The following is a 24,278-nucleotide window of genomic DNA, read 5'->3' as shown; positions in this document are numbered from 1 at the left end:
GAGTCGTCGACTCGCGGCCCCTCACCCGTGGTTACGCCGAAGCCGGCGGATACAGCTGCGGCGGCAGCCCCGCCGCGGCCGCGCGGTCGAGCAGCCACAGCGTGCGGGAGCGCCCGCGCGCGCCCGCCGCCGGGGCCTGGATCTCGCCCGCGCCGGACAGCGCTATCGTCACGGCCTTCGCCTTGTCCGCGCCCGCCGCCAGCAGCCAGACCTCGCGGGCCGCGCGGATGGCGGGCAGGGTGAGCGAGACCCGGGTGGGCGGGGGCTTGGGGGCGCCGTGCACGCCCACCACCGCGCGGTCGGTCTCGCGGACCCCGGGGTGCTCCGGGAACAGCGAGGCGACGTGCGTGTCGGGGCCCACGCCCAGCAGCAGCACGTCGAACGACGGCACCGGCCCGTGGTCCTCCGGCCGCGCCGCGGCGGCGAGTTCCGCGGCGTACGCGGCGGCGGCCGCGTCCGCGTCGGAGCCCCAGTCACCGCCGCCCGACGCGGGCATCGCGTGGACCCGCGCCGGGTCCAGCGGTACCGCGTCCAGCAGCGCCTCACGGGCCTGGGTGACGTTGCGCTCCGGGTTCCCCTCGGGGAGGAAGCGCTCGTCGCCCCACCACAGGTCCAGCCGGGACCAGTCGACCGCGTCCCGGGCGGGCGCCGCGGCGAGGGCCGCGAGCAGCCCGTTGCCGTTGCGCCCGCCGGTGAGCACGACCGAGGCCGAGCCCCGGGCCGCCTGCGCGTCGACGATCCTCGTGATCAGCCGGGCCGCCGCGGCCTGGGCCATCAGCTCCTTGTCGCGGTGCACGACGATCTGCGGTGCGGTCACTTGGACTTCGTCACCTTCCGCGTCACGACCTTGCGCGCGGCCGTCTTGCGGGCCGCCGAGGTCTTTTTCGCCGCGGCCTTCTTCGCGGGCGCGGCCTTGGCGGACGGCGCGGGCTCCTCCTCGGCGGCGGAGCCCGGGGCGCCCAGCCGGTCCGTGCCGTACGACACGGCGTGGTGGTACGCCTCGTCCGGGTCCAGCCGCCGCAGCTCCTCCGCGACCAGCTCCGCCGTCGTCCGCCGCTTCAGCGCCACATGGCGCTCCGGCTGACCCGGCACCTCCAGCTTCGCGAGCGCGCCGTCCGGCCGGTCCAGGCACACCGTGCCGTCCGCCGTGTGCAGACGTACGGCCGTGATGCCTGGGCCGGGGGAGACCGAACGCTCCACCGGCACCTTCAGCCGGTCGGCCAGCCACATCGCCAGCAGCTCGGTCGAGGGGTTGTACGCCTCGCCCTCCACCACCGCCGACCTGATCGTCGAGTGCCGCTGGTCCAGCGCGGCGGCCAGCACACTGCGCCAGCCCGTGACGCGCGTCCAGGCCAGGTCCGTGTCCCCGGGCGCGTACGTCCGGGCCCGCAGCCCCAGCGAGGCGACCGGGTCCTCGGTGGCCGCCGCGTCGGTGATCCGGCGCTGGGCCAGCACCCCGAGGAGGTCCTCCGAGGGCACCTCGGGGGCGTCCTCCGGCCACCAGACGACGACGGGCGCGTCCGGCAGCAGCAGCGGCAGCACCACGCTCTCCGCGTGGCCCGCCAGCTCGCCGTGCAGCCGCAGCAGCACCGTCTCACCGGTGTCCGACTCCGAGCCGACCCGCACCTCGGCGTCCAGCCGTGCGGTGTGCCGGTTGCGCGGCGTGCGCCCGGGCCGCCGGATGACGACCAGGATGCGCGACGGGTGCTCCTTGGACGCCTCCGCGGCGGCCTTCAGCGCGTCGTAGTGGTTGCCCTCGTCGGTGACGATGACGAGGGTCAGCACCATGCCCACCGCCGGCATGCCGGTGGCCCTGCGGGCCTTGACCAGCGCCGAGTTGATCTGGCTCGACGTGGTGTCCGTCAGATCGATGTTCATGGCCGCCGCCCGCTCCGTCCGTTGCTCGGGTTCTTCAGTATCGCCTCGCCGCCTGGCGGGCCCGGGTTCGGTGGGCCCGCCTTTGCGGCCGGGGGCCCGGGGGTTGTCCCCCGGAGGAACGCAGTCATGGCCGACGCCAGCTCCGTCCGTCTCTCGCGAGCATCTCGTCCGCCGCCTTCGGGCCCCACGTGCCCGCCGTGTACGGCTCGGGCTTGCGCTTGGACCAGTACTCCTCGACCGGGTCGAGGATCTCCCAGGAGCGCTCCACCTCCTGGTGCCGCGGGAAGAGGTTCGCGTCGCCGAGCAGCACGTCGAGGATCAGCCGCTCGTACGCCTCGGGGCTCGACTCCGTGAAGGACTCGCCGTACGCGAAGTCCATCGTCACGTCCCGGATCTCCATCGAGGTGCCCGGCACCTTCGAACCGAACCGGATCGTCACGCCCTCGTCCGGCTGCACCCGGATGACCAGGGCGTTCTGACCCAGCTCCGCGGTGTCGTAGGCGTCGAACGGGGAGTGCGGGGCGCGCTGGAAGACCACCGCGATCTCCGTCACCCGGCGTCCGAGCCGCTTGCCCGTACGGAGGTAGAACGGCACGCCCGCCCAGCGGCGGGTGTTGATCTCCAGCTTCAGCGCGGCGTAGGTGTCGGTCACGGAGTCGGGGTCGGTGCCCTCCTCCTCCAGATAACCGGGTACCTGCTCGCCGCCCTGCCAGCCGGCCGCGTACTGGCCGAAGACGGTGTGCTTGCCGAGGTCCTCCGGCAGCCGCACCGCGTTGAGGACCTTCAGCTTCTCCGCCACCAGCGCCTTGGGGTGGAAGGAGGTGGGCTCCTCCATGGCCGTCAGCGCCAGCAGCTGCAGCAGATGGTTCTGGATCACGTCGCGCGCCGCGCCGATACCGTCGTAGTAGCCGGCACGGCCGCCGATGCCGATGTCCTCGGCCATCGTGATCTGCACATGGTCGACGTACGACCGGTTCCACAGCGGCTCGAACATCGTGTTGGCGAAGCGCAGCGCCAGGATGTTCTGGACGGTCTCCTTGCCGAGGTAGTGGTCGATCCGGAAGACCGCGTCACGCTCGAAGACCTGGTGGACGATCTTGTTGAGGTCCTGGGCGCTCTTCAGGTCGTGCCCGAACGGCTTCTCGACGACAGCCCGCCGCCAGCCGTGGCCGGAGGAGTCCGACAGCCCGTGCTCCTGCAGCTGCTGCAGCACCAGGGGGAAGAACTTCGGCGGTACGGAGAGGTAGAAGGCGAAGTTGCCGCCCGTGCCCCGCTCCTTGTCGAGCGCCTCGATGGTCTGGCGCAGCCGGTCGAAGGCCTCGTCGTCGTCGAAGTCGCCCTGGACGAACCGGAAGCCCTCCGACAGCTGGTGCCACACCTCCTCCCGGAAGGGGGTGCGGGCGTGCTCCTTGACCGCGTCGTGCACGACCTGGGCGAAGTCCTCGTTCTCCCACTCGCGCCGGGCGAAGCCGACGAGGGAGAAACCCGGCGGCAGCAGACCCCGGTTGGCGAGGTCGTACACCGCCGGCATCAGCTTCTTGCGGGAGAGGTCGCCCGTGACGCCGAAGATGACCAGGCCGGACGGCCCCGCGATGCGCGGGAGCCGCCGGTCCTGCGGGTCGCGCAGCGGGTTCGCCGCCACACCCGTCGGTTCGGTCACCGGGCTCACGCCTCCTTCGGGGCGCGGCGATCGAGCTCCGCCTGCGTCGACTTCACCAGGTCGGTCCAGGACGCCTCGAACTTCTCCACGCCCTCGTCCTCGAGCAGCTGCACGACGTCGTCGTACGAGATGCCGAGCGCGGCCAGCGCGTCGAGGTCGGCCTTGGCCTCCTTGTAGGCGCCGCGGACGGTGTCGCCGGTGATCGCGCCGTGGTCGGCGGTGGCGTCGAGGGTGGCCTCCGGCATGGTGTTGACGGTGCCGGGGGCGACCAGGTCGTCGACGTACAGGGTGTCCTTGTACGCCGGGTCCTTCACGCCGGTCGACGCCCACAGCGGGCGCTGCTTGTTGGCGCCGGCCTTCTCCAGCTCCGCCCAGCGGTCGGAGGAGAAGACCTCCTCGAACGCCTGGTAGGCCAGCCGTGCGTTGGCGACGGCGGCCTTGCCGCGCAGCGCCTTGGCGTCGTCCGTGCCCAGCGCGTCGAGGCGCTTGTCGACCTCGGTGTCCACGCGGGAGACGAAGAACGAGGCCACGGAGTGGATCTTCCCCAGCTCCAGACCGGCCGCCTTGGCCTTCTCCAGGCCGGAGAGGTAGGCGTCCATCACCTCGCGGTAGCGCTCCAGCGAGAAGATCAGCGTGACGTTGACGCTGATGCCCTTGCCGATCACCTCGGTGATGGCCGGCAGGCCCGCCCTGGTCGCCGGGATCTTGATCAGGGTGTTGGGCCGGTCCACCAGCCAGGCCAGCTGCTTGGCCTCGGCGATGGTGGCGGTCGTGTTGTGCGCCAGGCGCGGGTCCACCTCGATGGAGACCCGGCCGTCCTGGCCGTCGGTGGCGTCGAAGACCGGGCGCAGGATGTCGGCGGCGTCGCGGACGTCCGCCGTGGTGATCATGCGCAGGGCCTCGTCGACGGTGACGCCGCGGGCGGCGAGGTCCGCCAGCTGCTCGTCGTAGCCGTCGCCGGAGGAGATGGCCTTCTGGAAGATCGACGGGTTGGTGGTGACACCGACGACGTGGCTGTCGTCGATCAGCTCGGCGAGGTTGCCGGACGTGATCCGCTTACGGGACAGGTCGTCCAGCCAGATCGCGACGCCTTCGTCGGAGAGGCGCTTCAGTGCGTCTGTCATGGGATTCAGCTCCTGATTTCCTTGTACGTACGCCTCAGCGACCGGCGGCTTCCAGAGATTCCCGGGCGGCGGCGGCAACGGCGTCGCCCGTCAGGCCGTACTCGCGGTACAGGACCTTGTAGTCGGCGGACGCGCCGAAGTGCTCCAGCGAGACGATGCGCCCGGCGTCCCCGACGTACTTCTGCCAGGTGAGTCCGACGGCCGCCTCGACGGCCACGCGGGCCTTCACCGACGGGGGCAGGACGGAGTCCTTGTACGCCTGGTCCTGCTCCTCGAACCACTCCACGCACGGCATCGACACGACCCGGGTCGGGATGCCCGCGGCCTGCAGCTGCTCGCGCGCCTCGACGGCGAGCTGCACCTCGGAGCCGGTGCCGATGAGGATGACCTCGGGAGTACCGCCGTCCGCCTCGAAGAGCACGTACCCGCCCTTGGCGGCGTCCTCGTTCGGCTCGTACGTCGGCACGTTCTGCCGGGTCAGCGCCAGGCCGTGCGGGTTGCCCTTCGGGTACGCCCTGGTGTAGCGGCGCAGGATCTCGCGCCAGGCGATGACCGTCTCGTTGGCGTCCGCGGGGCGGACGACGTTCAGACCGGGGATGGCCCGCAGCGCCGGCAGGTGCTCGATGGGCTGGTGGGTCGGGCCGTCCTCGCCGAGGCCGATGGAGTCGTGCGTCCAGACGTACGTCACGGGCAGGGCCATCAGCGCCGACAGCCGCACCGCGTTGCGCATGTAGTCGGAGAACACCAGGAACGTGCCGCCGTACACCCGGGTGTGGCCGTGCAGCGTGATGCCGTTCATGGCGGCGGCCATCGCGTGCTCGCGGATGCCGTTGTGGACCGTGCGGCCGTACTTCCGGGCGCCCGGCAGCGGGTTGTCGTCCGGCAGGAAGGACGAGTCCGCGTCGATGGTGGTGTTGTTCGAGCCGGCCAGGTCGGCGGAGCCGCCCCACAGCTCGGGGATCACCGGGCCGAGCGCCTTCAGCACCTCGCCGGACGCCTTGCGGGTCGCGACGTCCTTGCCGGCGGGGAAGGACGGCAGCTTCTCCTCCCAGCCCTCCGGCAGCTTCTCCGCCTGCATCCGGTCGAACTCGGCGGCGCGCTCCGGGTTGGCGGTGCGCCACTCGGCGAACCGCTTCTCCCACTCGGCGCGGGCCTCGCGGCCCCGGTCGCCGACCTCGCGGGCGTGTGCCAGTACCTCGTCGGCGACCTCGAAGTGCTGCTCCGGGTCGAAGCCCAGCACCACCTTGGTGGCGGCGACCTCCTCCGCGCCCAGCGCGGAACCGTGCGCGGCCTCGGTGTTCTGGGCGTTCGGGGCCGGCCAGGCGATGATCGAACGGGCGGCGATGAAGGACGGCTTGTCGGTGACGCGCCGCGCCTCCTCGAAGGCGCGGAACAGCGCCTCGGGGTCCAGATCGCCGTTCGGCTTCTGCTCCACGCGCTGCACGTGCCAGCCGTACGCCTCGTACCGCTTGAGGGTGTCCTCGGAGACGGCGGTCTCGGTGTCGCCCTCGATCGAGATGTGGTTGTCGTCCCACAGCAGGGTCAGGTTGCCCAGCTTCTGGTGGCCGGCCAGCGAGGACGCCTCGTGCGAGATGCCCTCCTGGAGGCAGCCGTCACCGGCGATCACCCAGATGTCGTGGTCGAACGGGGAGGTGCCCGCGGGCGCCTCCGGGTCGAACAGACCGCGTTCGTAGCGCGCGGCCATCGCCATGCCCACGGCGTTGGCGATGCCCTGGCCCAGCGGACCGGTGGTGGTCTCCACGCCCTTGGTGTGGCCGTACTCCGGGTGGCCCGGGGTCTTCGAGCCCCAGGTGCGGAACGCCTTCAGATCGTCCAGCTCCAGGCCGTAACCCGCCAGGTAGAGCTGGATGTACAGCGTCAGCGAGGAGTGGCCGGCGGAGAGGACGAACCGGTCGCGGCCCACCCAGTCCGGGTCGGAGGGGTCGTGCCGCATCACCTTCTGGAAGAGGGTGTACGCGGCGGGGGCGAGGCTCATGGCCGTACCAGGGTGGCCGTTGCCCACCTTCTGGACGGCATCCATGGCCAGGACGCGAACCGTGTCGACCGCCCGGTCGTCCAGGTCGGTCCACTCGAGCGCTGTGGTGGTCGGCTGCGTGCTCACCCTTGCTCAGGGCTCCTCTCCACATGTCGAAGGCCGGTGAACGTGTGCGCACCGGGCACCATCGAGCCTATCCCTCACTTACAGACTGCCGGTGACAGGCATGGTCCGCCTCTCGACAGGCGAGACGGCGTGCTCCCGTGGGGGATTGCGGGCTCGGATGAGCAGGGGGTGTGCGGCCTGCGCGAACAGGTGCGCGTACCCCGTCCGACACACGAGGGACCCCCGGGAGGGCGGCCCTGTCGGCAGCGTCTAAAGTTGGGCTACTGAACTTCGCAACCTTCTTGATCAAGAGGTGTCCGTGACGGCCGTCGAATCCCGACCAGCCGGGGCGCTCGCGGCGTCCCCCGCCCGCTGGCCGTTCCGGGCCCGTCTCATGGCATTCGTCGCGCTGACGAAGCCGCGCATCATCGAGCTGCTGCTGATCACCACCGTTCCGGTGATGTTCCTGGCCGCCGAGGGCGTGCCCGACCTGTGGCTGGTCGTCGCCACCTGTCTCGGCGGATACCTCTCCGCCGGCGGTGCGAACGCGCTCAACATGTACATCGACCGCGACATCGACGCGCTGATGCACCGCACGGAGCAGCGCCCACTGGTCACGGGGATCGTCTCGCCGCGCGAGGGGCTCGTCTTCGGGCTCACGCTGTCGGTGGTCTCGACGGTGTGGTTCGCGGTCCTGGTCAACCCCCTGTCGGCGGCCCTGTCGCTGCTCGCGATCCTGTTCTACGTCGTCGGCTACACGATGATCCTCAAGCGCCGCACCGCGCAGAACATCGTGTGGGGCGGCATCGCGGGCTGCATGCCGGTGTTCATCGGGTGGTCCGCGGTCACGAACTCGGTCTCGTGGGCGTCCCTGATCCTCTTCCTCGTTATCTTCTTCTGGACGCCGCCGCACTACTGGCCGCTGTCGATGAAGGTGAAGGACGACTACGCCCGGGTGGGCGTGCCCATGCTCCCGGTGGTCGCGTCGAACAAGGTCGTCGCGCGGCAGATCGTTCTGTACAGCTGGGTGATGGTCGCCGTCTCGCTGCTGCTGTGGCCGCTGGGGTACACCGGGTGGTTCTACCCGGCGGTGGCCGTGGTCGTGGGCGCGTACTGGATGCGTGAGGCGTACGCGCTGCAGTCCCGGGCGAAGAAGGGGCTGACGGGCGCGAAGCTCAAGGAGATGCGGCTCTTCCACTGGTCGATCACGTACGTGTCGCTGCTGTTCCTCGCGGTCGCGGCGGATCCGTTCCTCCGGTAGGACGGCCGCTGGGTGCCGGGTCACATCCGGTGAGGCTGGTGGGGGGCTCTACCCATGGGTAGCATCGGCCGTATGAGCGACAAGATCACGGGCCGGCTGGCCAAGCAGATCACCGCGTTCGCGTCGAAGCACGGCGGCGCGGAAGGCCAGATCGCGTACCTCGGCGAACTGGGCGCGCGCATCGTGCTGGTCGGCACGGACGGCGCCTGGGGCGACCTCGTGGCCCCGTCGATGGACATCGCCAAGGCCGCGGCCGAGCGCGCGTCCCTCACGTTGCACGACGACTTCGCGGGCGAGTTCGCGGCGAAGGTCGAGACGGGCCCGTACGAGTGGCGCAGGATGGCGGGCATCCAGCTCTGACCCCACGGGCGCGGGCAGCGCGGATCAAGCCCGTCCGGCGTTCGAGGCCGGGGCGCGGAGCACCGATCAAGCCCGTCCGGCGCCTGAGGACGAGGCGCGGAGCGCCATTCGAGCCCGTCCGGCGTTTGAGGCCGAGGCGCGCAGCGCCGACGGAGCCTGGCCGGCGTTTGAGGCCAGAGGCGCGCAGCGCCGATTCGGGGGCTCGGGGGCGGAGCCCCCGCAGCGTGACGCGACCATGGCCCGGGACGCAACCAGGCGCCCGCCGCAGCGTTAGGCAGTGCGTGGAGCCCGCCCTCATCGACACGCACAGCCAAGGCATCACCCCCGGCGAACTCGGCCTGGGCACATTCGAGACCCACCTGGCGAGCGCGGAGGGAGCGCGAGCCCCCGCCCCGCAGGGCGTGACGTTCTTCGACGGCCCCCTGGGCCGCGCCGTACGCCGCTGGTGCCCCCCGCTCCTGGGCCTGCCGGCCCACTGCCCGCCCGCGCAGTACTTGGCGCGCCGCCGCGAGCTGGGCGCCTACCGGGCGAGCCGCACGCTGCTGCGCGGCGCCGGCATCGAGGTCTACCTGGTCGACGGCGAACCGGCCGACCCCGCCGCCCGCTCCCACGAGATCGTCCGCCTGGAGACCCTCGCCGCCCGCGTCGCGAAGACGACGGGCACCGTGGCCGGCTTCCTGCGCGACGCCGCCGAAGCCGTCCACTCCGCCGCCCAGTCCGCCGTCGCGTTCGCCTGCGGGGCCCGTGCCGCGGAGGGCTCGGCGCACCGCTCGCCGGGCCTCGTCGAGGTCCGCCGCTCCGCCGCGCGGCTGCTCCAGGGCGGCGCCCCGGACACCGTCCTCGTACGGCACCTGCTGTGGAGCGCACTGGCCAGCGGCCTCCCCGTACAGCTGCACGGCGGCCACCCGGACGACGTGGCGGCGTTCCTGGACCACACCGCGGGCCAGGGCGGCGACCTGGTCCTGATCCCCGCCGCACCGCACCACCGGGCGGCGGCCCGGCTGGCCGCCGTCCACCCGCACGTGTACGCCGACGCGGGCCCCGACCCCGCCGCCACGCTCTCCCTCGCCCCGGCCGGCAAGCTGCTGTTCTCGTCCGGCGCGGCTGTGCTCCCCGAGCTGTACGTCGTCGCCGCCCGGGCCTTCGCGGCGGCCCTGGACCGGCTGCAGACCGGCTGGCCCGCCGAGGGCCTGTGCTCGCGGGGCGACGCGCAGCGGATGTGCGCGGCCGTGGCGGGCGGGACGGCCCGCCGGGTGTACCACGTGTGAGGCCGGGTCGTTGCCGAACGGTGCTCGTCCCGGGGCGGCGCGCCGCCGCACCATGGTGCTTCCGGGACGGCGAAGGGGGAGCCTGATGCGGACGGTCTGGCGGTACGCGGCCGGGGCGGCGGTGGCGGCGGTGCTGGCCACCGCCGGCGCGTGCGAGTCGGAGGACCCGGAGCGGGCGTCCCGCACACCGGCGCCGACCACGACGGACCCGGGCGCCCCGACGCTCGGCGAGGCGCGGGACTGCGCCGCGCCGAAGTCCTTCGCCTGCGCCACGCTGCGCGTACCGCTCGACCACCGCGGCAAGGCGAAGGGCTCGCTCGACCTCGCCGTGGCCATGACGGAGAACGCCGATGCCCCGAAAGGCGTGCTGGTGTTCCTCACCGGCGGCCCCGGCCAGCCCGCCGTGCCGTACGCGGAACGCCTCGGCGAGCTGATGGAGCCGGTGCTCGACGACTACCGGCTGGTGCTGATGGACCAGCGCGGCACGGGGCCGCGGGCGCTGGACTGCCCGGCCCTGCAGCGCCAGATGGGCTCCTCCGACCTGACCGCCCCGTCCCGCGCCGCGGTGCGCGACTGCGCGGCCTCCCTCGGCGCGAACCGCCGCTACTACAGCACCGCCGACACCGTCGCCGACCTCGACCTGCTGCGCCGCGCCCTGGGGGCGGAGCGGTGGACGCTGGACGGCGTCTCGTACGGCACGTACACCGCGCAGCACTACGCGCTGGCCCACCCGGACCGCGTCGCCCGGCTGGTGCTCGACTCCGTCGTCCCGCACTCGGACTACGACACGATGGTGCTCGTGCCCATGCAGGCCACGGCCCGGGTGCTGAAGGCCGCGTGCGCGGCGGCCGGCTGCGGTACGGATCCGGTTGCCGATCTCCGGGAGACCGTCCGGCGCTACGGCAACGGGGCCGAGGTCCTGGACATGCTCACCACGTACGAGTTCACCGACCCCGACTACACCGAGCCGATCGGGGCCCTGCACGAGTCCGCGCAGGAGCGCCCGGACCGGCTCGAGGCGCTGATCGCCGGGACGCGCAAGGGCGGCGCGGCCGGGGCCGCGGACCTCAGCCAGGGGCTGCACGCCGCCACGCTCTGCCTGGACGGCCACTTCCCCTGGGGGACCAGCGACACCCCGCCGGAGGGCCGCCGCGCGGCCCTGGAGCGGGCGGTGGCCGCGCTCACCCCCGCGGACTACGGCCCGTACGACGCCGAGACCGCCAAGGGCACGGGCTCGCTGCTCAGCTGTCTGGACTGGCCGCGCACGCCCGTACCGCCGTCGCCGCCCGACGACGCGAAGCTGCCGGACGTGCCGGTGCTGCTGCTCGGCGGCGACCGGGACCTGTCCACGCCGGTGGAGTGGCTGCACCAGCAGCGTGCGCTGATCCCGGACGCGGAGGTGCGCATCGTGCGCGGAGCCGCGCACTCCGTACAGAGCAGGTCCGTGGACGACGAGGGCAGACAGGCGGTGTACGCGTTCCTGTCGGAGAACTAGCCGCCCCGACGCGGCACGCCCCGGGGCTCCGCCCCGCCGGACCCGGGGGGCTTCGCCCCCGAACCCCGGGGAGTAGAGGACTGGGGGCGAGGCGTGAGCACGGACGGGCCTTCACCCCGGCGGACGCCAGGGGCTCCGCCCCCGGGCCCCCGGGGAGCTGGGGGTGGGCGGGAGGGGTGGGTACGGATCGGCGCCGGGCTTGGTCCGCCCGGACCCCGACCCCTGGACCTCCCGGACCCCCGGACCCGGACCTCCCGGACCCCCGGGCCCGGACCTCCCGGACCCCCGGGCCCGGACCCCCGGACCTCCGGACCCGGACCCCCGGCCCCCCCATCCCCGGGCCCCCGGCCTGGGGAGCAGGGGTCTGGGCAAGAGGGCGTGAGCACGGACGGACCTTCGCCCCGGCGGACACCGGGGGCTTCGCCCCCGGGCCCCGTGGTGGTGGGGGCGGGTGGGCGCAGTGGGTGCGGTTCAGCGCCGGACTTCGCTGCGGATGCCGGGGGCTTCGCCCCTGGGCCCCGTGGGAGCGGGGGGTGGGTGAGGGCCCAGGTGCGGATTGGGGCCGGCCTTGGTCCCGATGGACGCTGGGGGCTTGGCCCCCGGACCTGGTCCCTTTGGCCCCCGGGGAGCTGGGGGTGGGTGGGAGGGGTGGGTGCGGATCGGCGCCGGGCTTGGTCCGCCGGACCTCCGGCCCTCCGGACCCGGACCCCGGACCCCGGACCCCGGGCCCCCGGACCCCGGGCCCCCGACCCCCGACCCCCGGCCCCCGGCCCCCGGCCCTCCGGACCCGGACCTCCGGCCCCCCGGACCCAGACCTCCGGACCCCCGGACCCAGACCTCCGGACCCCCGGACCTCCCGGACCCAGACCTCCGGACCCCCGGGGCCTCCGGGCCCTGGCCCCCGGACCTCCGGCCCCCGGCCCCCGGGCCCTGACCCCCGGACCCCGGCCCCCGGGGCCTCCTGGCCCCGGCCCCCGAACCCCCGGGGCCCCCGGGCCGGGGCCGCCACAACCCCTGGGGAGCTGGGGGCGGGTGGGGGCGTGGGTGCGGTTCAGCGCTGGTCTTCGCTCCGGCGGGTGCCAGGGGCTTGGCCCCCGTCCCGGACCCGGACCCAGACCGGACCGGACCTGACCTGACCTCCAACCCCCCACGGGGGCTGGTGGTGCGGCGGAGGCGTGGGGGCGGTTCAGCGTCGGCTTTGCCGGCCGCTAGCGTGCCGTGCGTTCCCGCATCAGGCGCACCACGTGGGCCAGGCCCCGGCCCGCCAGGGGCTGCAAGGCTGGGGCCGCGGCTGCGGCGGCGGTGCGGAGGTGGGTTGGGGCCGTGGGGCCGAGGGTTGTTACGGCCTCGGTGGTGAAGGTGGGGTCCGTCAGCCATGTGTCGAGGAGGTCCGGGGTTATTTCCGGGTGGAACTGGACGCCCCACGCCACCGGGCCGGCGCGGAACGCCTGGCATTCGGTGGTCGCCGTGCGGGCGAGGACGCGCGTGTCGGGGCCCGGCACGATGCGGTCGCCGTGCCAGTGGAGGACGGCGGGGGCGTCGGCGAGCGGGCCGACGACCGGGTCGGTGCGGTCGACGCCCTCCAGCGGGGCCCAGCCGATCTCGGCGCCCGCACCGGTCCGTACGGACAGCCCCGCCGCCCGCGCGAGGAGCTGCGCGCCCAGGCACACGCCCAGCGTCGGCACCCCGGCCGCCAGCGCCGCGGCCAGCAGCTCGCGTTCCACCTTCAGGGCCGGATGGCCGGCGAGGTCGTCCGCGTTCATCGGGCCGCCCATGACGACGAGACCCGCCAGGTCCGCCACCGGCGGCAGATCGGCGGCCGAGGCGCCCGGGAGGTCGATCAGGTTCCGGATGTCCACGTCGAGCCCGCTGCCGGAGAGGGCGTCGAGGATCAGACCCGGCTTCTCGACCTCGACGTGCTGCAGGATGAGGACGGTGCGCGCGGGCATGGGGCGGTTCCTCGGAACGTGGGCCGGGGCGTCAGGACGCCGCGACCGCGTGGCTGTGCGGGGTGACCGGCTGGGGGATGTCCGCCGCCGGGACCTCCGGGCGGTGGCGCAGCGACAGCAGCACGCGCAGCACCGCGATCCAAACCAGGGCGGAGCCCAGCATGTGCGCGGCGACGAGCAGTCCGGGGACGTCGGTGAAGTACTGGACGTAACCGATGACGCCCTGCGCCATCAGCACCAGGAACAGATCGCGCGCCGCGCGCAGCGGACCGGGCGGGCCGTCCATCACCTTCACCGTCACCCACACGGCGACGGTCAGCGCCACGACCAGCCAGGCGGTCACGGCGTGCACGTGGGCCGCGTCGGTCCAGGAGATCCACTCCATCCGCGGCACCTCGCTGGAGTCACCGGCGTGCGGCCCCGTACCGGTGACGACGGTCCCGGCGGTGACCAGCAGCGCGGCGACCGCGACCAGCGCCCAGGTGAGCCGGCGGACGATCTGCCCGACCAGCTGGTCCGGCCCGCCGTCGCCCTCCCGCGCCCGGTGCCAGGTGAGGTACGCCACGGTGAGCAGCCCGCTCGCGGCGAGGAAGTGCCCGGCCACGGTGTACGGGTTGAGCTCGGTGAGCACGGTGATGCCGCCGAGCACGGCGTTGCTCATCACCAGCCAGAACTGCCCCCAGGCCAGCCGGGTCAGACCCCGGCGCCGGGGCTTGGCGCACCGGGCGGCGACGATGGCCCAGCCGACGACGGCGCTCAGCACGTACGTCAGCATCCGGTTGCCGAACTCGATGGCGCCGTGCAGCCCCATCTCCTTCGTGGCCACCAGGCTGTCGCCGGAGCACTTCGGCCAGGTGTCGCAGCCCAGCCCCGAGCCGGTCAGCCGCACGGCTCCGCCGGTGACGACGATGATCACGCTCATGACGAGCGCGGCCAGGGCGGCGCGCTGGACGGTCTTCGGCGACGGGGTCCAGCGGCGGTCGATGAGCGCGAGAGGGTTGAGCACGGCGCCCATCGTATGCGGCGGGGTCCGGGCGGGGGACCGGAGGGGGCGGCGGATGTCGGGTCAAGTAAGGGTATGCCCGGGTTTGTCGGTGATCAGCCCCACCGGTTACGAACCCCGCCGTGCGCAGTACGTTGACCGTATGGGGCAGCGGAGAGCAGGGGACGGGGCGCCGCAGGGCGTCTTCGCCGCGGGGATACAGGTGTTCCGGTTCTATCCGGACGGGGTCGTACTGGACGTGCTGGTGAAGCCCGAGCCGGGGCGCGAGCACGGCGCGCAGATCGCGGGCTGGCTGCGCCGCGAGTCGCCGCCGCGCGGCGTGCACACGGCGCGCTACGAGCTGCTCGACGGCGTGCTCACGTTCCGCAGCCCGAGCCATCTGCGGGACGGCGAGGTCATCGAGTGCACCGGCACCTGGCGCGGCGGCGAGCTGCGGCTGGGGTTCGCCGGCCGCGGCTGGAAACGGGAGCCCGCGACGTACCGCCTGCTGTGGGGCCCGCCGGGCGGTCCCGACGCGGATCCGTCCTGAAACGGCCGGAATCGCCCCCCGGCGAACGGCTGCAGGCGACCCTGACCGGAACCGCCCACCCCGCATACCGCGTGTTGTCCTACGGTGCCGGGGACGACCAGAGTGACAACGCACGGGAGGTGCCGCGATGAGCGCGGGGGCGCTGGCGGAGCGGATCGCCGAGCGACGGGCGGGGATGGGCGACGGCAGGGCGATGGTCGGCGAGCTGCGCCGCGCCACCGTGCTGGTCCCGTTCGAGGGCGGCGGGCTGTGGACGGCCGAGTTCGGCGGCATCCGCTGGATCTGCGGCTTCACGGACGAGGAGGCGCTCGCCCGGTTCGCCCGCGCCCGGGACACCGGCGACGGGCAGAGCACCGCGCGCGCGTGGGAGTACGCGGTCTTCCTCGGCGCCCGGCTGCTCGACGAGATCATCCCCGCGATGGGCGTGCCCGCCGGGGTGGCCGTCGACATCGGCGACGAGGACACCGCGATGCTCTTCCCGCCGGTGCGGGGCATCGTGCCGGACGACGTCGCGGTGGACGCGCGGGACGAGGACGGGCGTCCGGGCACAGCGCGGGCCGACGAGGACGGGAAGCCGGACGACGCGAGGGGGCGGAACTGATGGGCGGCTCCGAGGACCTGCGGATCGACGCGCAGTCCGTCCAGCTGATCACCAAGGGGCTGCGCGACGCCGTCGCGGAGCTCAAGGACGTCGGCAGCTCCACCGGCGCGGTCCTCGGCAAGGGCTTCTCCGATCTGTCGATGACCGGGATGGAGGCCGGGCACTACGCCCTGTCGGTCGACTTCGAGGACTTCTGCGAGCGCTGGGAGTGGGGCGTACGGGCGCTCGTCCAGGACGCCAACCAGATCGCCGCCCGGCTGGGGCTGGCCGCGGGGCTGATCTGGGAGGAGGACCGGTACGCGGAGAACGCCCTGAAGGTCGGCCTGAACTCCCTCGTCGGCAACCCGCACCTCACCGAGGACGAGGTCGCCGGGCAGAGCTGGGGCGACATCGTCACCCCGGACGCCCCCGACTACTCGGCGGAGTCGTTCGACCGGGCGGGCGACGAGATGGCGCAGACGTGGAAGGACACCGGCCGCACCCTGATGACGGAGGGACAGGGCGGCCGCCAGGCGGACCTCATGAACGACATGCTCGGCGTGAGCGACGACCAGTTCGACCGGGCCCTGGACGACACCTTCGGTCCGTCACCGGAGGAGCGGGCGCAGCGGCAGCCGGGCGACGGGGGCAACTGATGGGCTTCGGGGACTTCGTCAGCGACATCACGCCCGACGTCGTCGAGGACGCCGTGGAGGACGCCACCGAGTGGGCGGGCGACAAGGTCGAGGGCGTCGGCAACTGGGCCGCCGACCGGCTCGACGAGGTGGGCTGGGAGTCCGGCGCGGACTGGGTACGGGAGAACTCCCGCTCCCTGGCCAACCAGATGGGCGCCGAGGTCGACGAGATGCAGCTCGGCGAGACCGAGGACAGGACCAAGCTCGTCTACGGCAGCTCCGACAAGCTCACCGCCACCGCGAGCCATCTGCGGGACTTCGGCCGGGCGTTCGACAACGTCGGCCGGGGGCTGCAGGGCCTGGACTCCGCCCACCTCAAGGGCGCCGCGGCGGACGCGTTCCGGGACCGGGTCACCATCGAGCCGCCGAAGTGGTTCCGGGCGGCGCAGGCGAGCGAGAAGGCCGCCGGCGCGCTGGAGAACTTCGCCGGCACGGTCACCTGGGCCCAGGGCCAGGCCCAGCTGGCCATCGACAAGTGGAAGTCCGGTCAGCGGGCCGCCGACGAGCACGACGCCAAGGTCGAGGCGTACAACGACGCCGTCCGCAGCTACAACGACACCCCGCCCGAGTCGCGCGACCCCTCCTCCCTGCCGCCGCGCCCCGGGGAGACCAACCCGGGCATCGCCACCATGCAGGAGGCGCAGGACATCCTCACCAGGGCCCGCGAACAGCGCAACGCCGCCGCGGAGACGGCCCGCGGCGCCGTGCAGGCGGCCCGCGACGCCGCCCCGCCGAAGCCGGACTACAGCGAGCAGCTGTCGGACGGCCTCGAGGAGTGGCAGGTGATGCGGGACCACTTCAACGCGGGGATCATCAAGGGCGCGGCCGGAATCGTCCAGTTCGCCCGGCAGATCAACCCGACGGACCCGTACAACCTCACCCACCCCGCCGAGTACCTCACCAACCTCAACGGCACCGTGGCCGGCCTGGTCACCGTGGCCAACGACCCCTGGGGCGCCGGCCGCCAGATGGTGACCGACTTCATGAAGGACCCGGCCGAGGGCCTCGGCCGGCTGGTCCCGGACCTCGCCCTGACCGCCGCCACCGGCGGCGCCGGCGCGGGAGTGCGGGCCACCCGCGTCGCCGCGGACGCGGCGGACCTGGCGCAGGACGCCAACCGGGCGCGACGGCTCGTCGACGACGTGCCGGGCGGGCACAACCGGCCGGACTGCAACCGCTGTACGAACGGCACCGAGCCGGTGGACCTCGCCACGGGGCGGATGTTCCTGCCCCAGACCGACGTGGAACTGCCCGGTCTGCTGCCCCTGGCCGTCACCCGCCGCTTCGAGTCCGGCTACACGCTGGGCCGCTTCTTCGGCCCGTCGTGGTCCTCGACCGTCGACGAGCGGCTGCTCGTGGACGCCATGGGCGTGGTGCACGTGACGGCGGACGGGCTGCTGATCACGTATCCGCATCCGGTCCCCGGCCTCTCCACCCGCCCCGAGACCGGCATCGGCCGGTCCCGGCTGGAGCGCACCGCCGACGGCGACTACACCCTCACCGACCCGGAGACCGGCCTCGTCCGCCACTTCACCGCCCCGCCCGGCACCGGGCCGGGCGAGGACGGCACGGCCTGGCTGGCGGAGACCGCCGACCGCAACGGCCACCGGATCACGATCGACCGCACCCCTGAGGGCACCCCGCTCGCGCTCACCCACTCCGGCGGCTACCGGCTGACCGTCACCACCTCCGACGCGGGCCGCGTCACCGCCCTGTCCCTGGACGGCACCGCCCTCGTCCGCCACGGCTACGACGAGGCCGGCAACCTCGCCACCGTGACCAGGCCCTCCGGGGCCGCGCTCACCTTCACCCACGACGCCCAGGGCCGCATCACGTCCTGGGTGGACTCCAACACCCACCGCTACGACTACGTCTACGACGACCGCCACCGGGTGATCGCCGAGGGCGGCGGGGCGGGCCACTTCCAGCTCACCCTCGCCTACGGCGAGCCCGACCCCGCCACCGGCCACCGGATCACCGAACTCACCACGGCCGCGGGCCACACCACCCGGCATCTGGTCGACGACCGCTGCCGCGTAGTGGCCACGACCGACCCGCTCGGCCACACCAGCCACTCCGCGTACGACAAGGACGGCCGGCTCGTCACCCACACCGACCCGCTCGGCCACACCACCCGCTTCGGCTACGACGAGGACGGCCGGCTGACCTCCGTCACCCGTCCCGACGGCACCGAACTGCGCACGGTGTACGGGGACTCGGGGCTGCCCGTCGAGTTCACCGGCCCCGACGGCGCCCGCCGCCGGGTGGCGTACGACGCCCGCGGCAACCGCACGTCGGTCACCGACGCGGCGGGCCACGCCACGACGTACACCTACGACGAACGCGGTCTCCCGACGGCCGTGACCGACCCGCTGGGCGCGGTGACCCGGCTGCGCTGCACCCCCGCGGGACTGCCCGAGGAGATCACCGACCCCGTCGGCGGCGTGACGCGCGTGGCACGCGACGCCCTCGGCCGGGTCACGGCCCTCACCGGCCCCACCGGGGCGACGACCCGGCTCGACTGGACGCCGGACGGCCGGCTCGCCCGCCGGACCACTGCCGACGGGGCGCGCGAGACCTGGACGTACGACGGCGAGGGCAACTGCACCGCGCACACGGACGCGACGGGCCGCACCACCCGCGCCGAGTACGGGCCCTTCGACCGGCTCACGGCCCGCGTGACCCCCGACGGGGAGCGGTACGAGTTCGGTTACGACTCCGTGCTGCGCCTCACCTCGGTCACCAACCCGCAGGGTCTGACCTGGTCGTACGAGTACGACGCGGCCGGGCGGCTGGTCACCGAGACGGACTTCGACCGGCGGACCCTGCGCTACCTGCCCGACGCCGCGGGCCGGCCGCAGCTGCGCACCACCGCGCTGGGCGAGGAGATCCGCTACGAGCGCGACCCGCTGGGCCGGGTGGTCCGCCAGGACGCGGCGGGCTCGGTCACGACGTACGCGTACGACCCGGCCGGGCGGCTGGTGCAGGCGGCCGGTCCGGACACGGACCTGGTGCGCCAGTACGACCGGCGCGGGCTGCTCAAGACGGAGCTGGTCGGCGGCCGGGCGACGAGCTGGACGTACGACGCGGCCGGCCGGCGCACCCGCCGGGTCACCCCGACCGGACAGGTGACCGTCTACGGCCACGACGAGGCCGGCCGGCGCACCCATCTGACCACGGGCGGGCACCGGGTGGACTTCGTCCGGGACACGGCCGGCCGGGAGGTGTCGCGGAGCTACGGCGAGATCCTGACCGTCGCGTCGGTGTGGGACGAGCCCGGCCGGCTGACGGGTCAGCGGCTGACGGGCGGCGACGGCGGGCTGCTCAACGAGCGCGCCTACACCTATCAGGCCGACGGCCTCATGACCTCGGCCCGCGATCTGCTGCGCGGACGGCGCGAGTTCTCCCTCGACGCGATGGGACGGGTCACGGCCGTCACCGCGGAGGGCTGGACGGAGTCCTACGCCTACGACGCCGCGGGCAACCAGACCCTGGCGGCCTGGCCGTCGGCCCACCCCGGCGTGGAGGCGCAGGGGGAGCGCGTCTACCGGGGCACACGGGTGCTGCGCGCAGGCGCGAACCGCTACGAGCACGACGACGCCGGCCGCCTGGTGCGCCGGACACGCACCCGGCTCTCCCGCAGGCCCGACGTGTGGTCGTACGCCTACGACGCGGAGAACCGGCTCACCTCGGTCACGACGCCCGACGGCACGGTGTGGCGCTACCGCTACGACCCGCTGGGCCGCCGCACCGCCAAGCAGCGCCTCGCGGCCGACGGGCGGACGGTCGCCGAGGAAACGGCCTTCACCTGGGACGACACCCTGCTGTGCGAGCAGACCACGACCGCTCCCGGCCAGCTGCCCCATCCGGTGGTCCTGACCTGGGACCACCAGGGCACCGCGCCGCTCGCGCAGACCGAGCGGATGCTGGACGGCGCCTCGCAGCAGGAGGTCGACGCGCGGTTCTTCGCCATCGCCACGGACCTCATCGGCACGCCGACGGAACTGGTCGACGAGTCGGGGGCGCTGGCGTGGCACACCCGCACCACCCTGTGGGGCACCACGACGTGGAACCGCGACGCCACGGCGTACACGCCGCTGCGCTTCCCCGGCCAGTACTACGACCCGGAGACCGGCCTCCACTACAACCTGCACCGCTACTACGACCCGGAGACGGGGCGCTACACCACCCCCGATCCGCTGGGCCTGGCGCCCGCCCCGAACCCGGCCGCCTACGTCCGCAACCCGCACACCTCCGCGGACCCCCTCGGGCTCTACGACTGCGAGGTCGGCGGACCCGACCAGCATCTGCGCCTCGACCCCGCGCGCGGCGACGTACACGGGGGATCCCAGCAGGAGGCCCTCGACGAGGTCCTGCGGCGGTTCGACGTGACCGACCCGGACCTGGTCGACGCCCAGCCCGTCTGGGGGCGCAACCCCAACCTCACCGGACCCTCCGGCGAACCGTGGGAGGAACTGACCGCCATCGACGCGAACGGGAACGTCGTCTCCATTCACCATCACGCGAACGGGCATTTGTTCACGGACGTCGAGCCCAACCAGTGGTCGCTTCCGCATTATCACGGGCCGAATGGCGAGCACGTATACTACGGCGACATGAATTCCGGTTACGGCCTGCAGGGGAGACCGCGCGATGGCGGGTGATCCGGGAGCTCCTCCGGAGGAAGCCGTCCAGCTCGTCGGGCAGCCGGTGTGGGACGGATCGGGACCGGGGGAGACCCTCTCCTCGCTGGAGGGCGGCCTCGGCGGGAACAGTGCCGTGTGGCTGCTGACCGACCCGGTCTGGGAGGACGAACTGTGGCAGCGGCTCACCGACCGATGCTCCGGTGACTCGCTGTACACCTGGTCCGCGGGGTTCCCGGCGGCGGGGGGCCCGGAGAGCGTCGCGGGCAGCGAGGACGACGGGCTGCTGCTGGCACGCAGCGGCCACCGGGCCGGGCTGGCGAAATTCGCCGGAAAGCCCGTCGTGCATTCGGTCTTCCGCCGTATTCCGTTGCCGGCGGTTTCCGCGCCGGAACTGGTGCGGCCTTTTCTACGACGGAGTTCGGGATTCGCCCTCGCTTTCGGCCCCGGCGACCATGCCGAGGCGTGGCCGCTCGCGGCGCAGCTGATGGAGGACCACTTCTCGCTGTCGCTGGACGTGGTGAACTCCGCGTCCCTGGAGGCCGTCCGCAGACGCCTCACGGCCCTGTACGTGGAACTCGCGGTCGACCTGGGCCTCACCCCGGTGATCCCGCTCAACCGGCACCCGTACGCCGGCGTGGTGCTCTTCACCCGTCCCGGGTCCTACGACGCCCTGACCGAACGCCTCGCGCCGCTGGGCACGTTCGTCCAGGGCACGGAGGGCAGTGCGCTGCTCGAGCGGATGACGGGGCGCGGCGGGGACATGGCGTACACCTAGCGGCACGGCCAACCTCCCGTTCCGGCCCCCCGGTTCGTCCCGTGCCGGTATAAGTCGTACGGTGTCGACGATTACCGATGGTGTGGAAGAACTCCGGTCCGGGCTGCGTGCCGTGCTGGACGGCTCCGAACTCCGGTAAGAGCTTCCTGCTCAGCGGGCTCCAGGGCGGTCTCGGACTCGTCCAGGTCCCGGGCGGCGGGCTCTCCGGCGACAAGTACGTCGGTCCGCTGCCGTCGTCCCCCGTACCGACCACCGCGTGCCCGGCACGCGTCGTGCCCGACATGGGGTTCATCGGCGAGGGGTTCATCCCCGTCTCGCCCGCGCTGGAGGCGAAGTCGGTCCGGCTCGCCGAGGAGGGCCGGGACGCCGAGGCCGCCCAGTACCGGGCCGAGGGCCGGATGGACCTGCTCCGGCAGTCCCTCACCGACCTGATCTCCCGCGAGACCGGCCCGCGGCACATCGCGGCGGTCGCCGAGGAGGCGCGGGCCCTCATCCGGCCCCGGTACCAGGCGCTGCGCGCGCGGCTGGAGAGCGAGCGGCTGCCGGTGGACCAGCTCACCGGGATGCTGCAGAGCCAGCGCGACCGGCTCGCCTTCCTGGACGCCGAGACGCCCCGGCTGCGCGAGGAGCTCGAGCGCACGCTGCACGACCGGGTGAACCGGGCCGCCCGGCCCTTCATCCGCCTGGAGGCGCATCTGCACGGCACGCTCGACGAGCGGATTCGGTCCACCGACGTACGAAAGCCGGCCCGGGCGAACCAGGTCCAGGTGGCCAAGACCCAGCTGATCCAGTCCTGGATGGACGCCGCGAGCGGGCCCGCGACCCTCTGGGCGGATCTGCTGGCCGAGTTCAAGACGGACATCCTGCGGAAGGTCAACCGGATGCTCGGCGAGAGCGACCCGGCGGGCCGGCTGCCCGACTACACCTTCGACGCCCGGGACCTGACGGTGCCGGCCCCGCAGCGCCGCCGGACCACCAGCCAGGACGTGATCCAGCGCACGGCCGCCGTGGTCGGCGTCGCCGCCCCCGTGGCGCCCGGCGCCCAGGGCATGGACCTCCTGGACAACCTGGAGGACAACCTCGCCCTCTACTGCGAGCGCCTCGAGCAGTCCGTCGCGCAGCTCATGGAGCGCATCGACCAGAGCCGCCCCGGGGTCACTCCCAGCGGAAGAAACGCGCCGCCAGTCCGAGGCCGAGCACCGCCCACACCGTGAGCACGCCGGCCTCGGACCACGGCATGCCCGAGCCGTGCTGCAGGACCTCGCGCAGGCCCTGCGACAGGGCCGTGATGGGCAGGAGCTCCAGGAAGGACTGGACGCCCGACGGGAACTTCGACAGCGGGACCATCACGCCGCCGACCACCATCAGCAGGACGAAGACCAGGTTCGCCGCGGCGAGTGTCGCCTCCGCCTTCAGCGTGCCCGCCATCAGCAGGCCGAGGCCCGAGAACGCCGCCGTACCGAGCAGGACCAGGAGTCCGGCGTACAGCCAGGAGCCCTGCGGGGACCAGCCCAGCGCCAGCGCGATCACCGACAGCAGCGCGATCTGCAGTACCTGCGTCACCAGCACCGACGCGGTCTTCGCCGCCATCAGCCCGGAACGGGGGAGCGGCGATGCGCCCAGCCGTTTGAGCACTCCGTAGCGCCGGTCGAAGCCCGTGCCGATCGCCTGGCCGGTGAAGGACGTCGCCAGGACGGCCAGCGCGATGGCGCCCGGGGCGAGGAAGTCGACCCGCTCGCCGGCGCCCGTGTCGATCACGTCGACCGCGCTGAACAGGGCGAGCACCACGGCCGGGATGATCACCGTCAGCAGCAGCTGCTCGCCGTTGCGCAGCAGCAGCTTCGTCTCCAGCGCCGCCTGGGCCGCGATCATGCGGGGGAGCGGGGCCGCCCCGGGGGCGGGGGTGTACAGGCCGCTCACGGGCGTAGCTCCTTGCCGGTCAGATCCAGGAAGACGTCTTCGAGCGTGCGGCGCTCCACCGTTATCCGGTCGGGCAGCACCCCGTTCTGCGCGCACCAGGTGGTGACCGTGGCGAGCAGCTCCGGCGTGATGTCGCCGGTCACCCGGTACGAGCCCGCGGTCACCTCGACCGCCGCGCTGTCCGTGGGCAGCGCCTTCAGCAGCGAGCCGGTGTCCAGCCCGGGCCGGCCGGAGAAGCGCATGGTGTTCTCCGCGCCGCCGCGGCACAGCTCCTCGGGGGTGCCGTGCACGACGAGACGGCCCTCGTCGATGATCGCGACGGCGTCGGACAGCTGCTCGGCCTCGTCCATGTAGTGGGTGGTGAGCAGCACGGCCACCCCGTCCGCCCGCAGCTCCCGGATCAGCTCCCAGGTGGCGCGGCGCGCCTGCGGGTCGAGCCCCGCGGTCGGCTCGTCGAGGAAGACCAGCTCGGGCCGGCCCACGACGGCCATCGCGAGCGCGAGGCGCTGCTTCTGCCCGCCGGACAGCCGGCGGTACGGCGTACGGCCGCAGGAGCCGAGGCCGAGCCGTTCGACCAGGCCGTCCACGTCCAGGGGACGGGCGTGCAGCTTCGCCATGTGCCGCAGCATCTCGGCGGCGCGCACGCCCGGGTACACCCCGCCCTCCTGCAGCATCACGCCGATGCGCGGGCGCAGCCGGGCGGCGTCGGCGACCGGGTCCAGGCCCAGTACGCGGACCGTGCCGGCGTCGGGGCGGCGGTAGCCCTCGCAGATCTCGACGGTGGTCGTCTTGCCGGCTCCGTTCGGGCCGAGCAGCGCGGTGACGGCGCCCCGCGAGGCGGTGAGGTCGAGGCCGCCGAGCGCGGTCTTCGTCCCGTACCGCTTGATCAGACCGGCCACCTCGACGGCGGGCTCCTTGTGCATGGCAGGCAGTCTACGAGCGACGGGCGGCGGGCCCGAAACCGGGCGAAGGGAACGTCCGACGCTGTGATGTGGACATGCTGAAATCCCGCCAATGGGCCGCGCGCGGCCGGA

The 24,278-nt window shown here is 73.4% G+C and carries 19 protein-coding genes; 10 read left to right on the top strand and 9 right to left on the bottom strand.

Annotated features, from left to right (window positions below; translation table 11 throughout):
- Nucleotides 1-31: 31 nt before the first annotated feature.
- From pgl to tkt, 5 genes are all read right to left on the bottom strand, one after another.
- The gene (pgl, locus tag AB0M28_RS25300; RefSeq protein ID WP_365409217.1) at nt 32-817 is read right to left on the bottom strand and encodes a 6-phosphogluconolactonase; all 786 of its coding nucleotides are present in this window, start codon (nt 815-817) and stop codon (nt 32-34) included.
- Complete coding sequence (gene opcA, locus AB0M28_RS25295) at nt 814-1,878, bottom strand: glucose-6-phosphate dehydrogenase assembly protein OpcA (RefSeq protein WP_365409214.1); 1,065 nt, start codon at nt 1,876-1,878, stop codon at nt 814-816. The genes pgl and opcA overlap by 4 nt, the downstream gene beginning before the upstream one ends.
- A gap of 124 nt (nt 1,879-2,002) precedes the next feature.
- Complete coding sequence (gene zwf, locus AB0M28_RS25290; RefSeq protein WP_365409211.1) at nt 2,003-3,538, bottom strand: glucose-6-phosphate dehydrogenase; 1,536 nt, start codon at nt 3,536-3,538, stop codon at nt 2,003-2,005.
- A 5-nt stretch (nt 3,539-3,543) separates the two neighbouring features.
- Nucleotides 3,544-4,662, bottom strand: a complete 1,119-nt coding sequence (tal, locus tag AB0M28_RS25285; RefSeq protein ID WP_365409208.1) for a transaldolase — start codon at nt 4,660-4,662, stop codon at nt 3,544-3,546.
- Between the two features lie 34 nt (nt 4,663-4,696).
- Complete coding sequence (tkt, locus tag AB0M28_RS25280; RefSeq protein ID WP_365409205.1) at nt 4,697-6,784, bottom strand: transketolase; 2,088 nt, start codon at nt 6,782-6,784, stop codon at nt 4,697-4,699.
- Between the two features lie 298 nt (nt 6,785-7,082).
- Here tkt and AB0M28_RS25275 point away from each other — a divergent pair, with 298 nt between their 5' ends.
- The 4 genes from AB0M28_RS25275 to AB0M28_RS25260 all read left to right on the top strand — a co-directional run bounded on the left by AB0M28_RS25275 (nt 7,083) and on the right by AB0M28_RS25260 (nt 11,147).
- Complete coding sequence (locus tag AB0M28_RS25275) at nt 7,083-8,024, top strand: heme o synthase (protein ID WP_365409202.1); 942 nt, start codon at nt 7,083-7,085, stop codon at nt 8,022-8,024.
- Between the two features lie 54 nt (nt 8,025-8,078).
- The gene (locus AB0M28_RS25270; protein ID WP_365409200.1) at nt 8,079-8,384 is read left to right on the top strand and encodes a hypothetical protein; all 306 of its coding nucleotides are present in this window, start codon (nt 8,079-8,081) and stop codon (nt 8,382-8,384) included.
- A 281-nt stretch (nt 8,385-8,665) separates the two neighbouring features.
- Nucleotides 8,666-9,652, top strand: a complete 987-nt coding sequence (locus AB0M28_RS25265) for an amidohydrolase (RefSeq protein WP_365409198.1) — start codon at nt 8,666-8,668, stop codon at nt 9,650-9,652.
- Nucleotides 9,653-9,737: 85 nt separating this feature from the next.
- Entirely contained in the window at nt 9,738-11,147 is a 1,410-nt protein-coding gene (locus AB0M28_RS25260; protein ID WP_365409195.1) for an alpha/beta fold hydrolase, read from the top strand.
- A gap of 1,208 nt (nt 11,148-12,355) precedes the next feature.
- Here AB0M28_RS25260 and AB0M28_RS25255 read toward each other — a convergent pair.
- Both AB0M28_RS25255 and AB0M28_RS25250 read right to left on the bottom strand, forming a co-directional pair.
- Complete coding sequence (locus tag AB0M28_RS25255; protein ID WP_365409192.1) at nt 12,356-13,096, bottom strand: type 1 glutamine amidotransferase; 741 nt, start codon at nt 13,094-13,096, stop codon at nt 12,356-12,358.
- A gap of 31 nt (nt 13,097-13,127) precedes the next feature.
- Nucleotides 13,128-14,111 (bottom strand): COX15/CtaA family protein, encoded by a 984-nt coding sequence (locus AB0M28_RS25250; protein WP_365409189.1) that lies wholly within the window; start codon nt 14,109-14,111, stop codon nt 13,128-13,130.
- 130 nt (nt 14,112-14,241) lie between these two features.
- Here AB0M28_RS25250 and AB0M28_RS25245 point away from each other — a divergent pair, with 130 nt between their 5' ends.
- From AB0M28_RS25245 to AB0M28_RS25220, 6 genes are all read left to right on the top strand, one after another.
- Nucleotides 14,242-14,628 (top strand): hypothetical protein, encoded by a 387-nt coding sequence (locus AB0M28_RS25245; RefSeq protein ID WP_365409186.1) that lies wholly within the window; start codon nt 14,242-14,244, stop codon nt 14,626-14,628.
- A gap of 127 nt (nt 14,629-14,755) precedes the next feature.
- Nucleotides 14,756-15,229: a hypothetical protein gene (locus tag AB0M28_RS25240; RefSeq protein ID WP_365409183.1), complete on the top strand. Its 474-nt coding sequence runs from the start codon at nt 14,756-14,758 to the stop codon at nt 15,227-15,229.
- A complete protein-coding gene (locus tag AB0M28_RS25235) occupies nt 15,229-15,864 on the top strand; it encodes a hypothetical protein (RefSeq protein ID WP_365409180.1) in 636 nt (211 codons plus the stop codon). The genes AB0M28_RS25240 and AB0M28_RS25235 overlap by 1 nt, the downstream gene beginning before the upstream one ends.
- Complete coding sequence (locus AB0M28_RS25230; protein WP_365409177.1) at nt 15,864-20,567, top strand: putative T7SS-secreted protein; 4,704 nt, start codon at nt 15,864-15,866, stop codon at nt 20,565-20,567. Before AB0M28_RS25235 ends, AB0M28_RS25230 begins: the two co-directional genes overlap by 1 nt.
- Complete coding sequence (locus AB0M28_RS25225; protein ID WP_365409174.1) at nt 20,557-21,324, top strand: hypothetical protein; 768 nt, start codon at nt 20,557-20,559, stop codon at nt 21,322-21,324. The genes AB0M28_RS25230 and AB0M28_RS25225 overlap by 11 nt, the downstream gene beginning before the upstream one ends.
- A gap of 77 nt (nt 21,325-21,401) precedes the next feature.
- The gene (locus AB0M28_RS25220) at nt 21,402-22,538 is read left to right on the top strand and encodes a hypothetical protein (RefSeq protein ID WP_365409171.1); all 1,137 of its coding nucleotides are present in this window, start codon (nt 21,402-21,404) and stop codon (nt 22,536-22,538) included.
- Here the strand turns inward: AB0M28_RS25220 and AB0M28_RS25215 are convergent.
- Nucleotides 22,480-23,196, bottom strand: coding sequence for an ABC transporter permease (locus AB0M28_RS25215; RefSeq protein ID WP_365409220.1), 717 nt, complete (start codon nt 23,194-23,196; stop codon nt 22,480-22,482). The two genes, AB0M28_RS25220 and AB0M28_RS25215, sit on opposite strands and share 59 nt — an antisense overlap.
- Before the next feature lie 44 nt (nt 23,197-23,240).
- The gene (locus AB0M28_RS25210) at nt 23,241-24,167 is read right to left on the bottom strand and encodes an ABC transporter ATP-binding protein (protein ID WP_365409168.1); all 927 of its coding nucleotides are present in this window, start codon (nt 24,165-24,167) and stop codon (nt 23,241-23,243) included.
- Between the last annotated feature and the right edge of the window lie 111 nt (nt 24,168-24,278).

Source organism: Streptomyces sp. NPDC051940 (genome assembly GCF_040680895.1).
In the GTDB taxonomy this organism is placed as follows: domain Bacteria; phylum Actinomycetota; class Actinomycetes; order Streptomycetales; family Streptomycetaceae; genus Streptomyces.
This window is presented reverse-complemented; position numbering and strand designations above follow the sequence as displayed.